Consider the following 17630-nt stretch of genomic DNA (forward strand, 5'->3'; position numbering starts at 1 on the left):
TTCTCCTCAGGTTCGGGGTTCCGACATCGGCTGGAGGGCGCAGCGGAACCACTCCACGGTGGCGGTGAGCCCGTCGAGGTAGCCGACCTTCGGCGACCAGCCCAGCCGTTGCCTGGCGACCGTGATGTCGGGGCACCGGCGCTGTGGGTCGTCGGTGGCGGCAGGGAGGTGCTCGATCGGCACCTGTGCGCCGACCAGATCGCGAATGATCTCGGCGCAGCGCAAGACCGGCAGCTCCACCGGGTTGCCGATGTTCACCGGCCCGGGACAGTCGGCGGCCGCCAGGGCGATCAGGCCGGCGATCGTATCGTCGACGTAACACAGGGAACGGGTCTGGGTGCCGTCGCCGGCCACGGTGAGCGGCTCGCCGCGCAGCGCCTGACCACAGAACGTCGGCACCATCCGGCCGTCGTCCGGACGCATACCCGGCCCGTAGGTGTTGAAGATCCGGGCCACCCCGATGTCGGTGCCCCGTTCCCTGCGGTGGGCGAAGGCCAATGCCTCGGCATACCGTTTGGCCTCGTCGTACACGCTCCGCGGCCCGATGGGATTGACGTTACCCCAATAGGTTTCGCACTGGGGGTGTTCCAGGGGGTCCCCGTACACCTCGCTGGTCGACGCCAGCACCACGCGGGCGCCGTGCCGGTCGGCCATGTCGAGCACCTCGGCGGTGCCCAGTGCCCCGGTCCGCAGCGTCGCCAGCGGCAGCCGCAGATAGTCCGGTGGGGACGCCGGGCACGCGAGGTGGAAGATCGTGTCGAACGCCGTGTGCCGCCACGGCTCGGGCAGTGGACGGCTGACGTCGTGGTGGACGAACTCGACACCGGGCACGGGGTCGGCGTCTCTGGAGCTGGTGGACAGGTTGTCGACACACACCACCTGCGCGCCGCACCGGACCAGTGCCGCGCACAGGTGCCTGCCCAGAAATCCCGCGCCGCCGGTGACCAGCACCCGCGCGAAGCGGGTTTGTCCGGCCTCGGGGCGGGTAGCACCGGAGGTCATGCTATCGGGCTCCCGCACCTCGTTCGTGATCGCCAGCCGGAACCGCTGCGAGGAACTCGCCGTGGTGCTGCAGTTGTTGCTGGACACCACTCGGTCCCCGATCATCCTGGTGGACAACAATTCTTGCGACGATTCCGTCGCCGTGGCCACGCGCATCGCGGCCGCTTCGGGCCATCGGCTCTCCGTGATCGCGCTGCCCGACAACCTCGGCGCGGTGGGACGCAACGTCGGGGTGGCGCACTGCGCGACCCCGTACGTGGCGTTCTGCGACGACGATTCGTGGTGGGAGCCGGACGCGCCGGCCATCGCCGAAGAGGTCTTCGATGCCCACCCGTCGGTGGCGGTGCTCGCCGGCCGGACGCTCGTCTGGCCCGACCTGCGCGAGGACCCGATCGTCGCCGACCTCGCCGGGAGCCCGCTGGGCCGCGACCCGAGATTGCCCGGACCGTCCCTCCTCGGGTTCCAGGCGTGCTCGGCGATCGTCCGCCGGTCGGCCTTCCAGGCGGTCGGCGGGTTCTCCCCGATCCTGCACTTTCGCGGTGAGGAACAGCTGCTGGCGCTGGACCTGGCCAGCCACGGTTGGGACCTGTGCTTCTGTGACCGCTTGACCGCATACCACCGCCCGTCGCCGCGGCGCGAGTCGAGCTCGGCTGAGAAGGCGCGGGTGCTGCGCAACACCGTGCTGACCGCCTGGCTGCGGCGGCCGCTGCGCCGATGTGTGTGCAGCTCAGCGGATTTCGCGCGGGCGGCGACCCGCGACCGGGCCCATGCCAGGGCGCTGGGCGAGGCGCTGCGCGCGGTGCCCGCGGTCATGTCGGCCCGGCACCGGCTGCCCGCCCCGGTGGAGCGGGCGGTCCGGACGCTGGAGACCAGCTGACTCACCGTGCCGTCTCCGCGAGCCGGCCGTAGATGGCCGCGGTGTCGCGTGCCACCCGGTCCCAGGTGTAGCGTTCGTGCACCCGCTGCCTGCCCGCCCGGCCCAGCCGAGTGCGCAACTCTCGGTTGGACAGGATCGGGGCGATCGCGTCGGCACACCGGTCGGGCGAGTGCGGCGGAACGAGCGTGCCGGTGACGCCGGGCACCACGGTGTCGAGCATGCCGCCGACGGCCGAGGCTACCACGGGCACCCCGCACGCCATCGCTTCCAGTGGCACGATGCCGAACGGCTCGTACCACGGCGTGGCCACCACGACGTCTGCGGAGCGCAACAGCATCGGCATCTCCTCGCGGGCGATCGCGCCGTAGAGGTGCACCCGGTCGGACACACGGTGCCGCGCCGCCGCTCCCAGCAGCCGCTGTGCCTCGGGGTCGCGGTCGAGTTCGGATTTGTCCGGGCCGCCGACGATCACCAGCTCCGTGGTCGGCAGATGTGGCATCGCCGCGATGACGGTGTCGAATCCTTTGCGCGGCACCAGCCGTCCGACCGAGATGATCCGGTGCGGTTTGCCGCGCGTCGCGGCCGGTCCGATGTCGCTGAACTCGGCCGGATCGACGCCGCACGGCACCACCGACACCCGGGCCGGGTCGCGTCCCATCGCCGTGAGTTCGTTGACCTCGTCGGAGCAGGTCGCGGCGACCCAGTCGACGTCTCGGGCCAGGCCGGTCTCCAGCCGGATCCGGTTGTCCGGGCTGGTGTCCTCGGCGCCCTGATGCCGGCGCTTCACCACGCCGAGCGCATGGAAGGTCTGCACCACCGGGATGCGGTGACGCCGCGCGGCCGCAGTGGTGGCCAGCCCCGACATCCAGAAATGGGCGTGCGCGACGTCGGGCCGCCACCGCCTCCAGCACCCGGCGAGGTATTCCCCGAACTGCGGCATGTACTGCAGCAGCTTGTCTTTGGGCACCGGTTCGGGCGGGCCGGCCGGGACGTGGAGGACACTGAAGCCGTGTCCGGTATCCACCCGGTCCGGAAGGTCGGGATCGTCGCGGCGGGTGTAGACCACCACACGGTGGCCCGCAGCGGCCAGCGCCGAGGACAGCTCGGCGACAGCGACGTTCTGGCCACCGGCGTCGACTCCGCCGAGGAAGGCCAGCGGGCTTGCGTGTTCGGAGACCATGGCGATCGCCAGCGGCCGGATCGTCCTGTGCATCAACAAACCTCCTCGATCAACCGGTCCCAGTCGGCGAGGAAGCGGTCGATTCCGAAATGAGCCAGAACGAACTCCCGTGCGGCCTTGCCGGCGATCTCGGCCGCCTCGCGATCGGTGACGAAATGCCGCAGGGCGCGGCCGAGTACGGAAATGTCGGCGCTGACCACCCCGGCGTCACCGGGCACCACCAGCGGCGCCATCGTGGCCGCGACGGCGACGACGGGCATGCCGGCGCACATCGCCTCCAGCAATGAGAGCCCCAGCGACGTCCAGCGGGCGGTGTGCAGATACACACCGCGGCGGGCCACCGCGTCCAGCACCGAGCCGCCGGAGACGTCACCATGCCCGGTGATGCGCCCGGTGATCCGCGGGTCGGTGTTCAGGTCGGTGGTGCCCATCCCCCACACCTCGATCGGCACATGAGTGCTCAGCGGGGCCAGCAGGTCGGTGCCGACGGTGCGCCACCGCCGGACCGGTTCGTTGATCATCGTCGCCGCGGCCGGGATCTCGGCGCGGTAGAGCCGGCCATGGTCGGCGACACCGTGGTTGATGACCCGCGTCGGCGCAGAGCCGTTGTCCCACATCAGCGCGTTGACATCGGTGACGTGGACCAACGGGATGTCCGCGCGTCCGGCGAGCGGGTGCACGCTGTCCACGGCGTGGGGCCGCGGGGCGTTGTGCTCGACGTAGACCGCGGGCACGTCAATCCCGGGCCGGCGGCCCGTGACGCTCGCGGTGAGGTCGAGTTCGTGCGGCCGCTGCAGCACCACCAGATCGATGGCGGCGTCGCGGAGTTCGTCGGCGCCGATCTCGCGGGCGTTCGGCCACTGCCGTCCCGCCGTGCCGCGGCCGAACTCGTCCCGGGATGCGTTCACAGGGATCAGGTAGCCGTGTCCACCAGCGACGAAGGCCTCCGTCCACGAACCGTGGACGTGCCAGATGAGCACCGAGCGGCGCCGACAGATCGGCGGCATGGCGCGCGAAATACCCTTAAGAGAATTCACCAAACGGTTTCGGGCGAAGAAGTTCATGATCACCCGAAAGAATTCAAGAGCGCTGATGCACAGCGACTTTCAAGTATTCGCGGTCGACGTTGACGCGCAGCTCAGTGCACGTTGACGGGTTTGCGGTTGCGCGCCGAGTCGTACACCACCTCGGCGTCCGTCGCGATCCGGTCCCAGCTGTAGCGGGAGCGGGCACGCGAGCGGCCGGTCAGACCCATCCCCTGGCGCAGCACCATCTGCCCGAGGATCGACCGCAGCGCACGGGCCAGCGCGTCGAGTCGGCCCGGAGGCACCAGCAGCCCTGTGACGTCGGCGATGACCGCGTCGCGCACACCGCCGGCGGCCGGGGCGACGATCGCTGCGCCGCACGCCATCGCCTGCAGCACCGCGTCGCACGACGGCTCGTACAGCGCCGGCGCGACCACCACGTCGGCCGTGCGGAACAGCGCGGTCAGCTCGTCGCCGGTGGCGCCGGCATGCAGGCGCACCCGCGTGTCGACTCTGAGCCTGCGCGCCATGTCGATGATCTGGCCGGCGTGAGGTCCTTCAGCGGCGTCGGTGGCGACCAGCACCAGTTCCGCGGCGCCCACCGAAGGCAGCACCCGCACCACCTGCCCGAGGCCTTGCTGCGGGGTGAAGTCACGCGCCACGGCGACGATCCGGCGAGACGGCTCGGCGCCCCGAGACACGATCTCCTCGGCGGGAACCTCGTCGACCTCGATGCCGGGCGGAAGCACCGCGACCCGCGCGCGCGGGCATCCCAGCCGGATGACTTCCTGCATGTCATCGTGGCACGCCACCGTCACCGCGGTGGCGTTGCGGGCCAGCAGGGATTCGATCTTGACGGTGGTCGCGGGCTGGCCGACGTTCCCGCGACGCCGCCGGGCGGTCGCGCTCAAACCGGCGAAGGCCTGCACCGTGGCCACGGGGCGCCGTTTGGCGGCGAGCTGGGCCGCCATGCCGTAGGCCCAGCCCTGGCAGTGAACGACGTCGGGCGCCGTGCCGTCGAACGTTTCGACAAGGTGGTGCCCCATGTCGCCGATGAGCGGGATGAGGTCTTCGGGGCGTGTCATGCCGGTGGTGTCGACCGGTAGCCGCTCCACGACGACACCCTCGGGTGCGGGCAGCGGTGTCTTCGGGGCAGCCGCGGTGAGCACCCGCACCTCGTGCCCGTGTCGCGCCAGTGCCTCGGCCAGAGCCATCACGTCGTAGCGGCCGCAGTCGATTCGCTCGTCACCGGACACCGCGCCCACCATCGCCAGCTTCATCTGAACCCTCCCGCAACAGCACTCTGCGATAGAACTGCCGCAACCGGCGCAAACCAAACGGATCGGCCGCGTCCTCTTCGTGTTCTGTCCCACCGGCTTCGCCCGCGGGACTTCGTGGCGAAAATCGGTTACCGGCGCAGCCAGCGGGTAACACTGAATCGTGACTGCCTCGCCGAAGGACGAGCTGCGCGGAGCGGTGGCGATGGGCGGCTCCGCAGGCGGTGTCGAAGCATTGTCGAAGGCCGCATCCGGGCTGCCCGCCGACCTGCCGTTCGCGGTCCTGATGGCGCTGCATCTGCCCACCCACGGGCCCAGTGTGCTGGCGCAGATCATCAACCGCGCGGGTCCGCTGCCCGCGGTGAGCGCTCAGAACGGGACGAAGCTCGAGGCCGGCCGCATCTACGTGGCGGTGCCGGGCCGCCACCTGCTGACCCGCGGCCACCACATCGTGCTGTCGAACGGTCCCAGTGAGAACGGGCACCGCCCGGCGCTGAACGCGCTGTTCCGTTCGGTGGCGGTGGCATTCGGACCGCGAGCGGTCGGCGTGCTGCTGTCGGGAGTCCTCGACGACGGCGTGCTGGGCCTGGCAGCGATCCGGGCCCGCGGCGGCACCACCCTGTGCCAGTCACCGGACGACGCCCTGTTCCCCACGATGCCTACCAATGCGCTGCGCGCCGGGGTGGTGGACCGCGCCGTCTCCGCGGTGAACATCGGGTCGGTCCTCACCGAGCTCGCCGCGCACGACGTCGTGCGGCGCGACCGGCTCCCCGACCCGTACCTGGAGCTGGAGAACCGGATCGCCATGACCGAACCGCTCTCCGCCGAACTGGAGCCCGAATTGTTCGGCACGCCTTCGGGTTTCACATGTCCGGACTGCAACGGATCGCTGCAGACGGTGGACGAGGGTTACTACCGATGCCACATCGGTCACGCGTGGAGTGCCGACGCGTTGCTCTCGGCCAGGGACAGCGAGGTGCACAACGCGCTGCTGGTCGCGGTGCGCAGCCTTCAGGAGAAGGCACGGCTGGCGCATCAACTCGCCGGCAAGGCCATCTCAACGGACGTTCGCCGCCGGTATACGGCGCTGGCCGCCGAGACCGACAAGGCACTGGCGGTCCTGCGGGAACGCATCGCACTCGTCGACACCGGAGCGCCCGCCGAGGATGAGTGACCGCAGTTCCGTCGACGTCGCGGTGACACCGTCACCGGAGGGCAGCACCACGCTGACGGTGGCCGGCACCCTGGACAGCTCGACCTACCGGCAGGTCCGCGACAGCATCATCAAGGCCGCGCTGGACGAGCCGACGGCGGTCTTGGTCGACGTCAGTGGCCTGCGGGTGCCCACCGACAGCGCATGGACCGCGTTCACCAGCGCGCGCTGGCATGTCAGCACATGGCCGGATGTCCCGGTCATCCTGGTGTGCGACCATCCGGCGGGCCGCAGGTCCATCACCCGGTCGGGTGCGGCCCGCTATGTTCCGGTGCGCTCCGACATGGCCGGCGCTGTGGCGTCGATCGGAGACTCCCAGCGCATCCGGCGGCGGGCGTCCGCCCAGCTCGAGGCTGACCGCAGCAGCCTCGGACAGGCCCGGGAGCTGGCGGCGCAGTGGCTGACCCGGTGGGGCCGCCCCGAGATGATCCGGACCGCTTCGACTGTGGCCACCGTGTTCGTCGAGAACGTCCTCGAGCACACCTCGAGCCGGCCGGTGCTCGTCCTGGAGATCCACGACGGCCGGGTGACCGTGGCGGTCAACGACGGGTCCGTCAATCCGGCGGCGCGGCATGAAGGTTCGGCGTCCGGCGCCCACACCGTCTCCGGGCTGACCATCGTCGCGACGTTGAGCCGTGCGTGGGGCTCAACACCGACGGTCAGTGGGAAGACGGTGTGGGCGGTACTCGGAACCGAGAACCGGCTCTGACCTTCAGGGGGTCAGCGCAGGTCGAAGCGGTCGTTGTTCATCACCTTGACCCAAGCGGCGACGAAGTCCTCGACGAACTTGCCCTTGTTGTCGTCCTGGGCGTACACCTCGGCCAGCGCGCGCAGCACGGAGTTCGAGCCGAACACCAGGTCGGCCGCCGTCGCGGTCCACTTCGGCTGGCCGGTGGCCCGGTCCTTGCCTTCATAGACGTTCTCGGTGGCCACCGACGGCTTCCACTCCGTGCCCATGTCCAGCAGGTTCACGAAGAAATCCGTGCTGAGGACGCCGGGCCGGTCGGTGAACACACCGTGCTTGCTGCCGCCGTGATTGGCGTTCAGCGTGCGCAGACCGCCGATCAGGGCCGTCATCTCGGGAGCGGTCAGGTCGAGGAAGTACGCCTTGTCGACCAGCAGCTGCTCGAGCGGGGCCTTCTCTCCCGGCTTCGCGTAGTTACGGAAGCCGTCCGCCTGCGGTTCGAGCACCGCGAACGAGTCCACGTCCGTCTGCTCCTGCGAGGCGTCGGTGCGGCCGGGCGCGAAGTGCACCGAGATCTCGTAACCGCCGTCCTTGGCGGCCTTCTCGACCGCCGCCGAACCCGCCAGCACGATCAGGTCGGCCAGGGAGACCTTCTTGCCGCCGGTCGCCGACGCGTTGAAGTCCTGCTGGATCTTCTCCAGCACCGGCAGCACCTTGTTGAGTTCGGACGGCTCGTTGGCTTCCCAATTGCGTTGCGGCTCAAGGCGCAGACGGGCACCGTTGGCGCCGCCGCGCTTGTCGGTCCCACGGAAGCTCGACGCCGACGCCCAGGCCGTCTTCACGAGCTGGGGCACTGACAGACCCGACTGCAGCACAGAGTTCTTCAGCGCCGCAATGTCCGATTCGTCGATCAGTTCGTGATCGACGGCGGGCACCGGGTCCTGCCAGAGCTGCGCCTCGGCCACCCACGGTCCCAGGTAGCGGCTGACCGGGCCCATGTCGCGGTGCATGAGCTTGTACCACGCCCTGGCGAACGCCGCGTTCATCTCCTCGGGATGGTCGAGCCAGCGCCGGGTGATCTGTCCGTAGATCGGATCGACCCGCATCGAGACGTCGGTGACCAACATGGTGGGCTTGCGCGGCGGGCCGCCGAACGGATCCGGGATGATCGCCTCGGCGTCCTTGGCCTCGAACTGCCAGGCGCCGGCCGGGCTCTTGGTCAGCTCCCACTCGTAGCCGTACAACAGCTCCAGGTAGGCGTTGCTCCACTTGGTGGGCGTGGTGGTCCACACGACCTCAAGACCGCTGGTGACGGTGTCGCCGGCGTTGCCGGTGCCGAACGGGCACTTCCAGCCCAGGCCCTGCTCCTCGATCGGTGCGCCCTCCGGTTCGGGACCGACGTTCACATCGGCCGCGCCGTGGGTCTTGCCCAGGGTGTGGCCGCCGACGATCAGCGCAGCGGTCTCCTCGTCGTTCATCGCCATCCGGCCGAACGTCTCGCGGATGTCGTGCGCGGCCGCCAGCGGATCCGGCTTGCCTTCGGGTCCTTCGGGATTGACGTAGATCAGACCCATCGTGGTGGCCCCGAAGGGCTCGGCGAGCTTGCGGTCGCTGTCGTTGGTGCCACCGTAGCGCTTGTCGGTGCCCAGCCAGGTGTCCTCCTGGCCCCACAGCATCTCCTCGGGCTCCCAGATGTCCTCGCGGCCGAACGCGAAGCCGAAGGTCTGGAAACCCGCCGACTCCAGCGCGGCGTTGCCGGCGTACGCGATGAGGTCGGCCCAGGAGATCTTGTTGCCGTACTTGCGCTTGATGGGCCACAGCAGCCGGCGTGCCTTGTCCAGGTTGGCGTTGTCCGGCCAGCTGTTGAGCGGCGCGAACCGCTGGGAGCCCTGGCCCGCGCCACCGCGTCCGTCGAAGATGCGGTAGGTGCCGGCGGCGTGCCAGCTCATGCGGATGAACAGTCCCGCGTAGCTGCCGTAGTCGGCGGGCCACCAGTCCTGCGAGGTGTTGATCAGGTCGATGACGTCACGCTTGAACGCCTCGACATCGAGCTTGGCGAACTCGGTCGCGTAGTCGAAGTCCTCGCCGAGCGGGTTGCCCTTCTCGTTCTGCTTGTGCAGCACCGAGACGTCGACCTGCTGGGGCCACCAGTCCTTGTTCGTCAGCGGTGCATGGACTTTGGGCTCCGGCGAGTGAATCACCGGGTTTTCGCTCTCGCTGTGGCCGTGGATGTCGGTGCCGGGGCGCGGGGGGCGGGCGTCGGAGGTATCGGTCACAGTGTTCCCTTTCGTAATCCGTACATCATTGCGGGGATGGGGCTGTCGAACAGTCGGGGCAGATGCCCCAGTAGATGACCTCTGCCTCGTCGACCTCGAAGCCGAGATCGTCCGATGCGGTCAGACAGGGGGCGTCACCAACCGCGCAGTCCACGTCGGCGATCACTCCGCAGGATCGGCACACGACGTGGTGGTGGTTGTCGCCGACGCGGGCCTCGTACCGGGCCAGCGAGCCGGCCGGCTGGATTCGTCGCACCAATCCTGTTGCGGCAAGGGCGTTCAGCGCGTCGTAAACGGTCTGGCGCGACACATCGGGAAGTAGTTCGCGGGTCGCGTTGATGATGAGTTCGGTGTCGGCGTGGGGATGCTCTCCGACAGCGTGTAATACCGCCATCCGCGGCCGCGTGACACGTAACGCCGCCGACCTGAGCACCGTCGAGTAGTCGGGTTGGTCGGTCATCGGTACCGATACTTGTCTGCTTTTTGGATTAAATCAAGTTTTCCGGAGAACTTGGGACAGGCATTCGCGTTCTGTCCCGCACATCCACGACGCGAACTCAGATTGTTGGTCAGGGCGAGCCGAGCACTGTCCGTGCCGGCGGGACACTGGGCACGCCCGGCACGGTCGCACACAGCCTGGCCGTCGCGGCGAGCGCCAGGAAGGCGCCCAGCGCGGACCAACCCGCTGCGGTGCCCAGCCCGAATTTCGCGGTCACCACCAGTGCGACCGCCGACAGGCACGTCAGCGCGCCGGCCATCGCGACGCGGGTGCCGACCGCCCCCACCGGCCGGTCCCACCCGGGCAGCGGCCGGCGCTCCAACGGTGTCAGCAGCCGGAAGAGCCCGAACATCACCGCGGCGAACACGACGCCCCTCAGCGCGAGCCGGCCCCAGAATCCCGGCGCCGCCGCGTCGTAGGCGTCGAGGCCTGCGGCGTGCAATCCGAACGCGGCAATCGCGATGGCCACGATGTGCCAGAGATACAGCGTCATCGCGCCCGCGTTGCCCGCGGACACGACGCGCCACACGCGGGGACGGGCGGCCCAGCGCCGCAGGGGCGTGGCGGCGCAGACGAACGCGCACGACATCCAGATGCAGTGCAGCGCGAGCACCAGCGTGGGCGGCGCGACATTGGAAAGATCCTCGGCGCCGGTGACGACGAGCGATGTCTCGTACGGCCCGTACCCGACGAGGGCCAGCTGTGCCGACAGCGCCGCGACGCCCACGACGACGGCGACGCGGCGCGTCACCAGACCGCGGGCGTAGCCGACACCGATGGCCACCGGGATCAACCAGACGAACAGGAAGTTGAGCACCCCGGCCCCCGCCTCACCGGTGGACAGCCGCACCGCGTCCATCACCGCCGCGGCCGCGGTCAGTCCGGCCACGGTGAACGCCACCGCGCGCCCGTCGCGCAGGCGCATCAACACCGGCACGAAGGCCAGCGCGACCACGTACACGCCGAGGAACCACAACAGCGCAACGCTCTCGCCGCCCAGCCGGGCCGCCGAGCCGGCGCCGAACACCAGCCGCGCGACGAGCAGGCCGGCGCACCAGGCCCCGAGATACCAGAAGACAGGCCGATACAGCCGCAGCGCGCGGGCGAACACCCAGGCTCCCCACGGCGTCCCGCTGCGACAGTCGTACGCGGCCGCGGCGCCGCCGGCGAGGAAGAACAGCGGCATCACCTGCGCCAACCAGGTCAGTGGCGCCACGGCGGGCACTTCGCCGATCAGATTGCCGATCCGCACGCCGGACGCGTCGATGGTGGCGAGCAACAGCGCGCAGTGCCCGAACATGACCACCAGCAGCGAGCCCAGCCGCGCCACGTCGAGGGCACGGTCACGCGGAGGCGTCTGGGTCATGCGTTCAGCATGCCCGCCGACGCCCGCCCGGGCATGAGTAGTTCTACCGGCGTCAGGGCAGCGCGCGGAACAACGCGCCCAGCGGACCGGCGGGCGCCGGCGGTGCGGGCGGTGCAGCCGGCACCGGCGCGGTCGTGACGGGCGCTGCCGGGACCACAGGCGCGGCCACCGCCTGCGCGGGGCCGGTTACCGGCCCGGCGCCGGACAGGTGCGGAACGCCGATCATCGTCGAAACCGGCTGAGGTGCGGCGGGATTGATTGCGTGCACGGTCGGCATGGACGTCGGTGTGGGCACTTCGGCGGCCAGAGCGTCGGGCACGTCGGGTGTCACGGTGACCTCGTCGGCGGCGACCGGCTCGGGCACCCAGGCGTACTCGGGCTCGAGCTCGACGGGCGCCTCCGGGACCGGAACCGGCGCCGGCGCGGCCGCCACGACCGGCGGCGCTGCCTCCGGCACCGCGGGCACCGCTGCCGGAGCCGGCAACACCACTGCAGCCGGCGGAGCCGGCAACACCGCTTCGGCGGCGACGGTGTCGGGCGTCTCGTGCGACGGGGTGCCCGTGCTCAGCAGCGCGTAGCCGACCAGCCCGCCGACCATCGCCACCAAGGCAGCCGCGGCCGCGCGGCCCGCGACACCGCCCGGGATCGCGGCGACGGCGGCGCGGGCGCGGTCGCCGACCCGCTCGACGATCGACGGCATGACGGGCATGCCGGCCGGCTCCCGGTGCGGCAACTTGTCCGCGATGCGGCGCAGCACACCGGTGTCGTCGTCGTTCGCGGCGGCACGGGCGGCACCGTACGCGAGCACCATGTGGGGCGCGATGTGGCGGGCGGTGCGGTTCCTGCCCTCGCGCGCCGCCTCCTCGGTGACGGCTTCGATGTTGTCGAAACCGAACAGCCGTAGCTTGGTCCGCAACCGGATGCCGTGCTTGCGCGCCACCGGGTCGTCGTCATCCCACACCAGCCGGACGGCGTCGATGTCGCGGTCACTGCGCAACGAGAACGACTGGACGCTGCGCGCCGCCGCGCTGGCAATCTCGTCGGAACGGTCGAGCGCGACCACCTCGTCGGCGAGGATGCTGCCGTCCCGGGTGTCGACGAGCACCCACACAGCGCTCGTCGACGACAGTGACAAACCCAGTACCACGTGCATGACTACCCCCAGACGGTTGCCGGTTGATGGCTCTTTATCGGCAGGTCAACCGGAGATGTTACGCACGCCACAAGCGTGGTTCACGGCGTGTCGGCCCTGTCAGCTACGTGCCGCCTCCAGCGCTTCGTTGAAGGTGGGGCTGGGACGCATGACCTTGGTCGTCTTCTCCGGGTCCGGGTAGTAGTAGCCGCCGATGTCGGCCGGCTCGCCCTGGACCGCGTTGAGTTCCTCGACGATGGTGGACTCCTGGTCGGCCAGCGTCTTGGCCAGCGGCGCGAAGTGCTCGGCGAGCTCCTTGTCCTCGGTCTGGTCGGCGAGTTCCTGGGCCCAGTACATCGCGAGGTAGAACTGGCTGCCGCGGTTGTCGAGCTCCCCGGCCTTGCGCGACGGGCTCTTGTTGTTGTCGAGCAGCTTGCCGATCGCCGAGTCCAGCGTTTTGCCCAGCAGTTCGGCCTTCTTGTTGCCCGCCTTGGCGCCCATGTCCTCGAAGGAGGCGCCCAAGGCCAGGAACTCGCCGAGCGAATCCCAGCGCAGGTGGTTCTCCTCCAGCAGCTGGCTCACGTGCTTGGGGGCGGACCCGCCCGCGCCGGTCTCATACATCCCGCCGCCGGCCATCAACGGCACGATCGACAACATCTTGGCGCTGGTGCCGAGCTCCAGGATGGGGAACAGATCAGTGAGGTAGTCGCGCAGAATGTTGCCCGTTACCGCGATGGTGTCCTCGCCTCGGATCACCCGTTCGATCGTGTACCGCATCGCCCACACCTGCGGCATGATCTGGATCTGCAGGCCCTCGGTGTCGTGATCCTTGAGGTAGGTCTTGACCTTCTTGCGAAGCTCGACCTCGTGCGGGCGCTCGGTGTCGAGCCAGAACACGGCGGGCATGCCGGACAGCCGGGCGCGGGTCACCGCCAGCTTCACCCAGTCGCGGATCGCGACATCCTTGACGATCGGCATGCGCCAGATGTCGCCCTCTTCGACGTTCTGGGTCAGCAGCACCTCGCCGGTGTCGATGTCCACGATGTCGGCCACCCCGTCCTCGGGGATCTCGAACGTCTTGTCGTGAGAGCCGTACTCCTCGGCCTTCATGGCCATCAGCCCGACGTTGGGCACGGTGCCCATCGTGCGCGGATCGAACTGGCCGTGCGTCTTGCAGAAGTTGATGATCTCCTGGTAAATGCGGGAGAACGTGGACTCCGGGTTGACGGCCTTGGTGTCCTTGGTGCGGCCGTCGGCGCCGTACATCTTGCCGCCGAGCCGGATCATCGCCGGCATCGACGCGTCGACGATCACGTCGCTGGGCGAGTGGAAGTTGGTGATGCCGCGGGCCGAGTCGACCATCGCCAGCTCGGGGCGGTGCTCGTGGCAGCGGTGGATGTCTTCGATGATCTCCTCGCGCTGCGAGGCCGGCAGCGACTCGATCTTGTCGTAGAGATCGGACATACCGTTGTTGACGTTGACACCGAGCTCGTCGAAGAGCTTCTGGTGCTTGGCGAAGGCGTCCTTGTAGAACACCTTGACCGCGTGGCCGAACACGATGGGGTGGCTGACCTTCATCATGGTCGCCTTGACGTGCAGGGAGAACATGACGCCGGTCTTGTAGGCGTCCTCGATCTGCTCCTCGTAGAAGGCGATCAGCGCCTTCTTGCTCATGAACATGCTGTCGATGACATCGCCCGCCTCGAGGGCCACCTCGGGCTTCAAGACGAGGGTCTCACCGCCTTTGGTGGTCAGCACCATCTTGACCTTGCGGTCCTTGTCGATGGTCATCGACTTCTCACCGTGGTAGAAGTCGCCGGTCTTCATCGTCGCGACATGCGTGCGCGACGCCTGGGACCACTCCCCCATGCTGTGCGGGTGCTTGCGGGCGTACTCTTTGACCGCCTTCGGTGCGCGACGGTCCGAGTTGCCTTGGCGCAGAACTGGGTTGACGGCACTGCCGAGCACTTTGGCGTAGCGCTCCTTGATCGCCTTCTCTTCGTCGGTCTTCGGGTCGCCCGGGTAGTCGGGCAGCTCGTAGCCCTTGGCCCGGAGTTCCTTGATCGCGGCCAGCAGTTGGGGCACCGACGCGCTGATGTTGGGCAGCTTGATGATGTTGGTCTCGGGCAGCTGGGTCAGCTCGCCGAGCTCGGCCAGATTGTCGGGCACCTTCTGGTCGTCGGGCAGCAGGTCGCTGAACTCGGCCAGGATGCGTGCCGCGACCGAGATGTCGGTGGACTTGACGTCGATGCCCGCCGCGGAGGCGAAGGTGCGCACCACCGGCAGGAATGCATAGGTCGCAAGCAGCGGCGCCTCGTCGGTCAACGTATAGATGATGGACGGCTGCTCGGCGCTCATTGTGGTCTCCCGCGTCAGTTTCGGTCAGTTTCGAAGGCACCCTTCCGGCGAAGCCTATCGAACCACTGCGTCCCGGGGATCTGTAGGAGTCGCGATCTGCGGCCCCGGCATCAGCTGTCCCAGCTGTCCACCTCTTGCCCGGGGGGCGGTGGGACGGGGCCCGCTTGGGGAGCCTCACCCCCGTCCAAGAGAACAGTTCCGGCACAGCACCATCACGGTTGGTGACGGCACCGGCAATTTCAATGGGGGCAGGGTGCGCCCACCGTTAGATTCACGCCGATCGAGCAAACGGATGGGCGAAAGAGGCCGGACATGTCATTGACCACGCGGGCGGGCTGGGGTGCTGCGGCGCTGGGGACGGCGCTGCTCGCGGCCGGCTGTTCCTCGCCGCCCGCACCCGAGGGTGCGGCAAACGCGGCGGCGGTGACGCCCGCGCAGTCGGTGACAGGCTCGTTGGCCGAGTGGCAGGACGCGGTGTGCCGCGACGACGCCGGCACCGACTCCGGGACCCGTCACACCGTCAAAGGCGCCACCTGCGTGCCCAAAGACGGCGACGGCGTGGTGAACTTCGACCATTTCGAGTCCGAGCCGTCGATGGACTCCATGCTGTCGTGGCAGCCGTCCACCCACATCGCCGAAACGGTGGTCGACGGGAAACCGCTGGCGATCTGGACGCCGTCCGGCGAGGTGTCCGACCTGGAACCTCTGAAGAACTTCGGCTTCACCGTCGCGTCGTACCAGGCGACGGGCCTCGCCCGCGCCACCGTCGACGCCCCCGCCGCACTGCCGTCCGGCGATGTCGAGACAATCCCCCCGAATCAGTACGGCTACGTCGTCGTGCAGACCGCCGCCGGTGACCCGCAGTGCATCGTCGAGACGACGTTCATCGGATGTGAGACCGACGGATCCAACTGGCAGCAGCACGTCGACGGCAGTGGGCCCTACCACGGCGTGCGCATCAACACCGACGGCACCGGATCGTGGGTGGACGGCAACCTCGGCGCTGCGGCGCTGATGACGTTGGCGGACAAGACATATCGCGCACTCGGCTGGACCATCGTGACGACCCCGGCGGGGCTGCGCTTCACCAACGACAAGACCGGGCACGGCGCGGTCGTCAGTGTGCAGAGCGTGCGACCGTTCTGATGGGTTGACGCTGCGACACTTCACGGATCAAATGGCAGGCATGCAGAAGGTGTCGATCGAAGCGCTGGCCCGTCAGCAGCTGGAGAAGGCGACGTCCACCGGTCGCAACGCCGCCGACACCGTGGTGGGCGGCCACGAACGGGTGCTGCGGCAGACGGTGATCGGGATGCCGGCGGGCGCCGAACTCGGCGAGCACGAGAACCCCGGCGAGGCCTCACTGTATGTGCTCAAGGGTTCCGTGCGGCTGGTGTGTGGCGATCAGCAGTGGGACGCGCGCACCGGCGACATGCTGTTCATCCCCGACGCCCGACACTCGCTGGTGGCGCTCACGGAGGCGGCCCTGCTGCTGACCGTCGCGAAGCTGCCCTAGTCGTTCATGGCCGGTCAGCGGGGGCGGGCGCCGGAGGAAATTGGTGCACTGGCCGGTCGGTGGGGCCAGGTATAATCGAACACATGTTCGACAGATTGTATGCGGGGTGGGATGAGCCGGCCCTGCTCGCTGCGATCGAACAGGCTGCCCGCGAGGAAGCCCGGGCCGGGGCGCGCAAGATGGCCGCGATCGCCGAGTTGGTGAATCTGACGGTCGATGAGGATGACGAACGAGGCATGTGGGCTTTCGATCCGTGGAAGAACGCCGCCTGCCAGGTCGGGGCCGCGCTGTCGATCAGCCAGCAGCGCGCCTCGGCTCAGATGTGCATTGCGACGGCGCTGCGTTACCGGCTGCCCAAGATTGCGGCCCTGTACCTGCAGGGGCGCCTGAGCGCCCGGTTGATTTCGGAGATCACCTGGCGCACCCATCTGGTCACCGACGACATCATCGCCGTGGTTGACGCGGCGCTGGCAGCCAAGGCCCAGACGTGGGGACCGCTGTCGGAGGAGAAACTGGTCAAGCAGATCAACGCCGTGATCGAGCGCCACGACCCCGACGCGGTACGCCGCGCCAAGGAAGCCCTCAAGCAGCGGGATGTGCAGATCGGGGCACATGAGGACCCCGACGCGGTCACGTCGTTGTGGGGGTTGTTGTTGGCGCCGGACGCCGCGGCGTACCAGGCGCGGATTGCCCGACTGGTCAACGGTTTGTGTGACGCGGATCCGCGTTCCATCGGCGAGCGGCGCTCCGATGCCATGGGCGCGATCGGTCGGGGCGAAGACCACCTGCGGTGCCGGTGCGGATCTTCGGCATGCCCGGCCAGCGCTCCGGCGAAATCACCGGTGGTGATTCACGTGATCGCCGACAAGGCGGCCGTCGATGCCGCAAAGCAGTTGATCGCCGCCGAAGACCGCGAACAACAGAACACCACAGCCGAGCCCGAATCCGAGCCTGAGCCTGAGCTCGATTGCTGCGTCACCGATTCCGGGGTGGCGTTGCTTGCGGGGGCTCAGGTCCTGCCGGTCGTGGCGTTGGCAGAGGCCATCCGCTCGGGAGCGTTGATCAAGCCGTTGTGGCTGCCTGGCCCCGATCCCGAGCCGCACTACCAGCCCTCGGCGAAGCTGGCCGCGTTCATCCGCGCCCGCGATGTGTTCTGCCGCTTCCCGGGATGCGGTGTTCCCGCCGAGCGTTGCGACATCGACCACGTCGTGCCGTACCCCTACG

Annotated in this window: 16 protein-coding genes; 7 read left to right on the forward strand and 9 right to left on the reverse strand. The window is 69.0% G+C overall.

From position 1 onward, the window contains the following. Positions 1 to 6: 6 nt before the first annotated feature. Complete coding sequence (locus ACXMYJ_RS01400; protein ID WP_260752575.1) at positions 7 to 1002, reverse strand: NAD-dependent epimerase/dehydratase family protein; 996 nt, start codon at positions 1000 to 1002, stop codon at positions 7 to 9. Here ACXMYJ_RS01400 and ACXMYJ_RS01405 point away from each other — a divergent pair. Then, positions 1001 to 1879: a glycosyltransferase family 2 protein gene (locus ACXMYJ_RS01405; RefSeq protein WP_443188660.1), complete on the forward strand. Its 879-nt coding sequence runs from the start codon at positions 1001 to 1003 to the stop codon at positions 1877 to 1879. The genes ACXMYJ_RS01400 and ACXMYJ_RS01405 overlap by 2 nt on opposite strands. A 1-nt stretch (position 1880) precedes the next feature. Here the strand turns inward: ACXMYJ_RS01405 and ACXMYJ_RS01410 are convergent, their stop codons facing one another. After that, the gene (locus tag ACXMYJ_RS01410; protein WP_460353525.1) at positions 1881 to 3071 is read right to left on the reverse strand and encodes a glycosyltransferase; all 1191 of its coding nucleotides are present in this window, start codon (positions 3069 to 3071) and stop codon (positions 1881 to 1883) included. A gap of 20 nt (positions 3072 to 3091) precedes the next feature. After that, the gene (locus ACXMYJ_RS01415; protein ID WP_460353528.1) at positions 3092 to 4033 is read right to left on the reverse strand and encodes a glycosyltransferase; all 942 of its coding nucleotides are present in this window, start codon (positions 4031 to 4033) and stop codon (positions 3092 to 3094) included. Between ACXMYJ_RS01415 and ACXMYJ_RS01420 the strand changes: the two genes are divergently transcribed. Next, positions 4032 to 4211, forward strand: a complete 180-nt coding sequence (locus ACXMYJ_RS01420; RefSeq protein WP_460353486.1) for a hypothetical protein — start codon at positions 4032 to 4034, stop codon at positions 4209 to 4211. The genes ACXMYJ_RS01415 and ACXMYJ_RS01420 overlap by 2 nt on opposite strands. Here the strand turns inward: ACXMYJ_RS01420 and ACXMYJ_RS01425 are convergent. Further along, positions 4198 to 5364, reverse strand: coding sequence for a glycosyltransferase (locus tag ACXMYJ_RS01425; protein WP_460353489.1), 1167 nt, complete (start codon positions 5362 to 5364; stop codon positions 4198 to 4200). The genes ACXMYJ_RS01420 and ACXMYJ_RS01425 overlap by 14 nt on opposite strands. 202 nt (positions 5365 to 5566) lie before the next feature. On the opposite strand from ACXMYJ_RS01425, the gene ACXMYJ_RS01430 reads away from it, so the two are divergent. Next, on the forward strand, positions 5567 to 6535 hold the full coding sequence (locus ACXMYJ_RS01430) for a chemotaxis protein CheB (protein WP_443188686.1): 969 nt from the start codon (positions 5567 to 5569) through the stop codon (positions 6533 to 6535). Then, the gene (locus tag ACXMYJ_RS01435; protein WP_443188662.1) at positions 6528 to 7283 is read left to right on the forward strand and encodes an STAS domain-containing protein; all 756 of its coding nucleotides are present in this window, start codon (positions 6528 to 6530) and stop codon (positions 7281 to 7283) included. Before ACXMYJ_RS01430 ends, ACXMYJ_RS01435 begins: the two co-directional genes overlap by 8 nt. 11 nt (positions 7284 to 7294) lie before the next feature. Here the strand turns inward: ACXMYJ_RS01435 and katG are convergent, their stop codons facing one another. From katG to ACXMYJ_RS01460, 5 genes are all read right to left on the reverse strand, one after another. After that, the gene (gene katG / locus ACXMYJ_RS01440) at positions 7295 to 9535 is read right to left on the reverse strand and encodes a catalase/peroxidase HPI (protein WP_460353492.1); all 2241 of its coding nucleotides are present in this window, start codon (positions 9533 to 9535) and stop codon (positions 7295 to 7297) included. 25 nt (positions 9536 to 9560) lie between these two features. Next, a complete protein-coding gene (locus tag ACXMYJ_RS01445) occupies positions 9561 to 9995 on the reverse strand; it encodes a Fur family transcriptional regulator (RefSeq protein ID WP_260752565.1) in 435 nt (144 codons plus the stop codon). A 109-nt stretch (positions 9996 to 10104) separates the two neighbouring features. Next, complete coding sequence (locus ACXMYJ_RS01450) at positions 10105 to 11400, reverse strand: acyltransferase family protein (RefSeq protein ID WP_460353494.1); 1296 nt, start codon at positions 11398 to 11400, stop codon at positions 10105 to 10107. Positions 11401 to 11452: 52 nt separating this feature from the next. Continuing rightward, on the reverse strand, positions 11453 to 12553 hold the full coding sequence (locus ACXMYJ_RS01455) for a hypothetical protein (RefSeq protein WP_460353496.1): 1101 nt from the start codon (positions 12551 to 12553) through the stop codon (positions 11453 to 11455). Between the two features lie 99 nt (positions 12554 to 12652). After that, on the reverse strand, positions 12653 to 14890 hold the full coding sequence (locus ACXMYJ_RS01460; protein WP_443188666.1) for an NADP-dependent isocitrate dehydrogenase: 2238 nt from the start codon (positions 14888 to 14890) through the stop codon (positions 12653 to 12655). A gap of 312 nt (positions 14891 to 15202) precedes the next feature. On the opposite strand from ACXMYJ_RS01460, the gene ACXMYJ_RS01465 reads away from it, so the two are divergent. From ACXMYJ_RS01465 to ACXMYJ_RS01475, 3 genes are all read left to right on the forward strand, one after another. Beyond that, entirely contained in the window at positions 15203 to 16036 is an 834-nt protein-coding gene (locus tag ACXMYJ_RS01465) for a hypothetical protein (RefSeq protein ID WP_460353499.1), read from the forward strand. Between the two features lie 40 nt (positions 16037 to 16076). Further along, positions 16077 to 16406: a cupin domain-containing protein gene (locus tag ACXMYJ_RS01470; RefSeq protein ID WP_260752556.1), complete on the forward strand. Its 330-nt coding sequence runs from the start codon at positions 16077 to 16079 to the stop codon at positions 16404 to 16406. An 83-nt stretch (positions 16407 to 16489) separates the two neighbouring features. Next, on the forward strand, positions 16490 to 17630 hold a 1141-nt coding region (locus ACXMYJ_RS01475; RefSeq protein WP_460353503.1), incomplete at its 3' end, for an HNH endonuclease signature motif containing protein.

Source organism: Mycobacterium sp. ZZG, from assembly GCF_054786995.1.

What these genes read in the sequence shown, in the direction of transcription:
- ACXMYJ_RS01405 (WP_443188660.1), top strand. Translation starts at nt 1,001, where the DNA reads ATGCTATCGGGCTCCCGCACCTCGTTCGTGATCGCCAGCCGGAACCGC.
- ACXMYJ_RS01400 (WP_260752575.1), bottom strand. Translation starts at nt 1,002, where the DNA reads ATGACCTCCGGTGCTACCCGCCCCGAGGCCGGACAAACCCGCTTCGCG.
- ACXMYJ_RS01420 (WP_460353486.1), top strand. Translation starts at nt 4,032, where the DNA reads ATGAGCACCGAGCGGCGCCGACAGATCGGCGGCATGGCGCGCGAAATA.
- ACXMYJ_RS01425 (WP_460353489.1), bottom strand. Translation starts at nt 5,364, where the DNA reads ATGAAGCTGGCGATGGTGGGCGCGGTGTCCGGTGACGAGCGAATCGAC.
- ACXMYJ_RS01430 (WP_443188686.1), top strand. Translation starts at nt 5,567, where the DNA reads ATGGGCGGCTCCGCAGGCGGTGTCGAAGCATTGTCGAAGGCCGCATCC.
- ACXMYJ_RS01435 (WP_443188662.1), top strand. Translation starts at nt 6,528, where the DNA reads ATGAGTGACCGCAGTTCCGTCGACGTCGCGGTGACACCGTCACCGGAG.
- ACXMYJ_RS01445 (WP_260752565.1), bottom strand. Translation starts at nt 9,995, where the DNA reads ATGACCGACCAACCCGACTACTCGACGGTGCTCAGGTCGGCGGCGTTA.
- ACXMYJ_RS01450 (WP_460353494.1), bottom strand. Translation starts at nt 11,400, where the DNA reads ATGACCCAGACGCCTCCGCGTGACCGTGCCCTCGACGTGGCGCGGCTG.
- ACXMYJ_RS01455 (WP_460353496.1), bottom strand. Translation starts at nt 12,553, where the DNA reads ATGCACGTGGTACTGGGTTTGTCACTGTCGTCGACGAGCGCTGTGTGG.
- ACXMYJ_RS01460 (WP_443188666.1), bottom strand. Translation starts at nt 14,890, where the DNA reads ATGAGCGCCGAGCAGCCGTCCATCATCTATACGTTGACCGACGAGGCG.
- ACXMYJ_RS01465 (WP_460353499.1), top strand. Translation starts at nt 15,203, where the DNA reads ATGTCATTGACCACGCGGGCGGGCTGGGGTGCTGCGGCGCTGGGGACG.
- ACXMYJ_RS01470 (WP_260752556.1), top strand. Translation starts at nt 16,077, where the DNA reads ATGCAGAAGGTGTCGATCGAAGCGCTGGCCCGTCAGCAGCTGGAGAAG.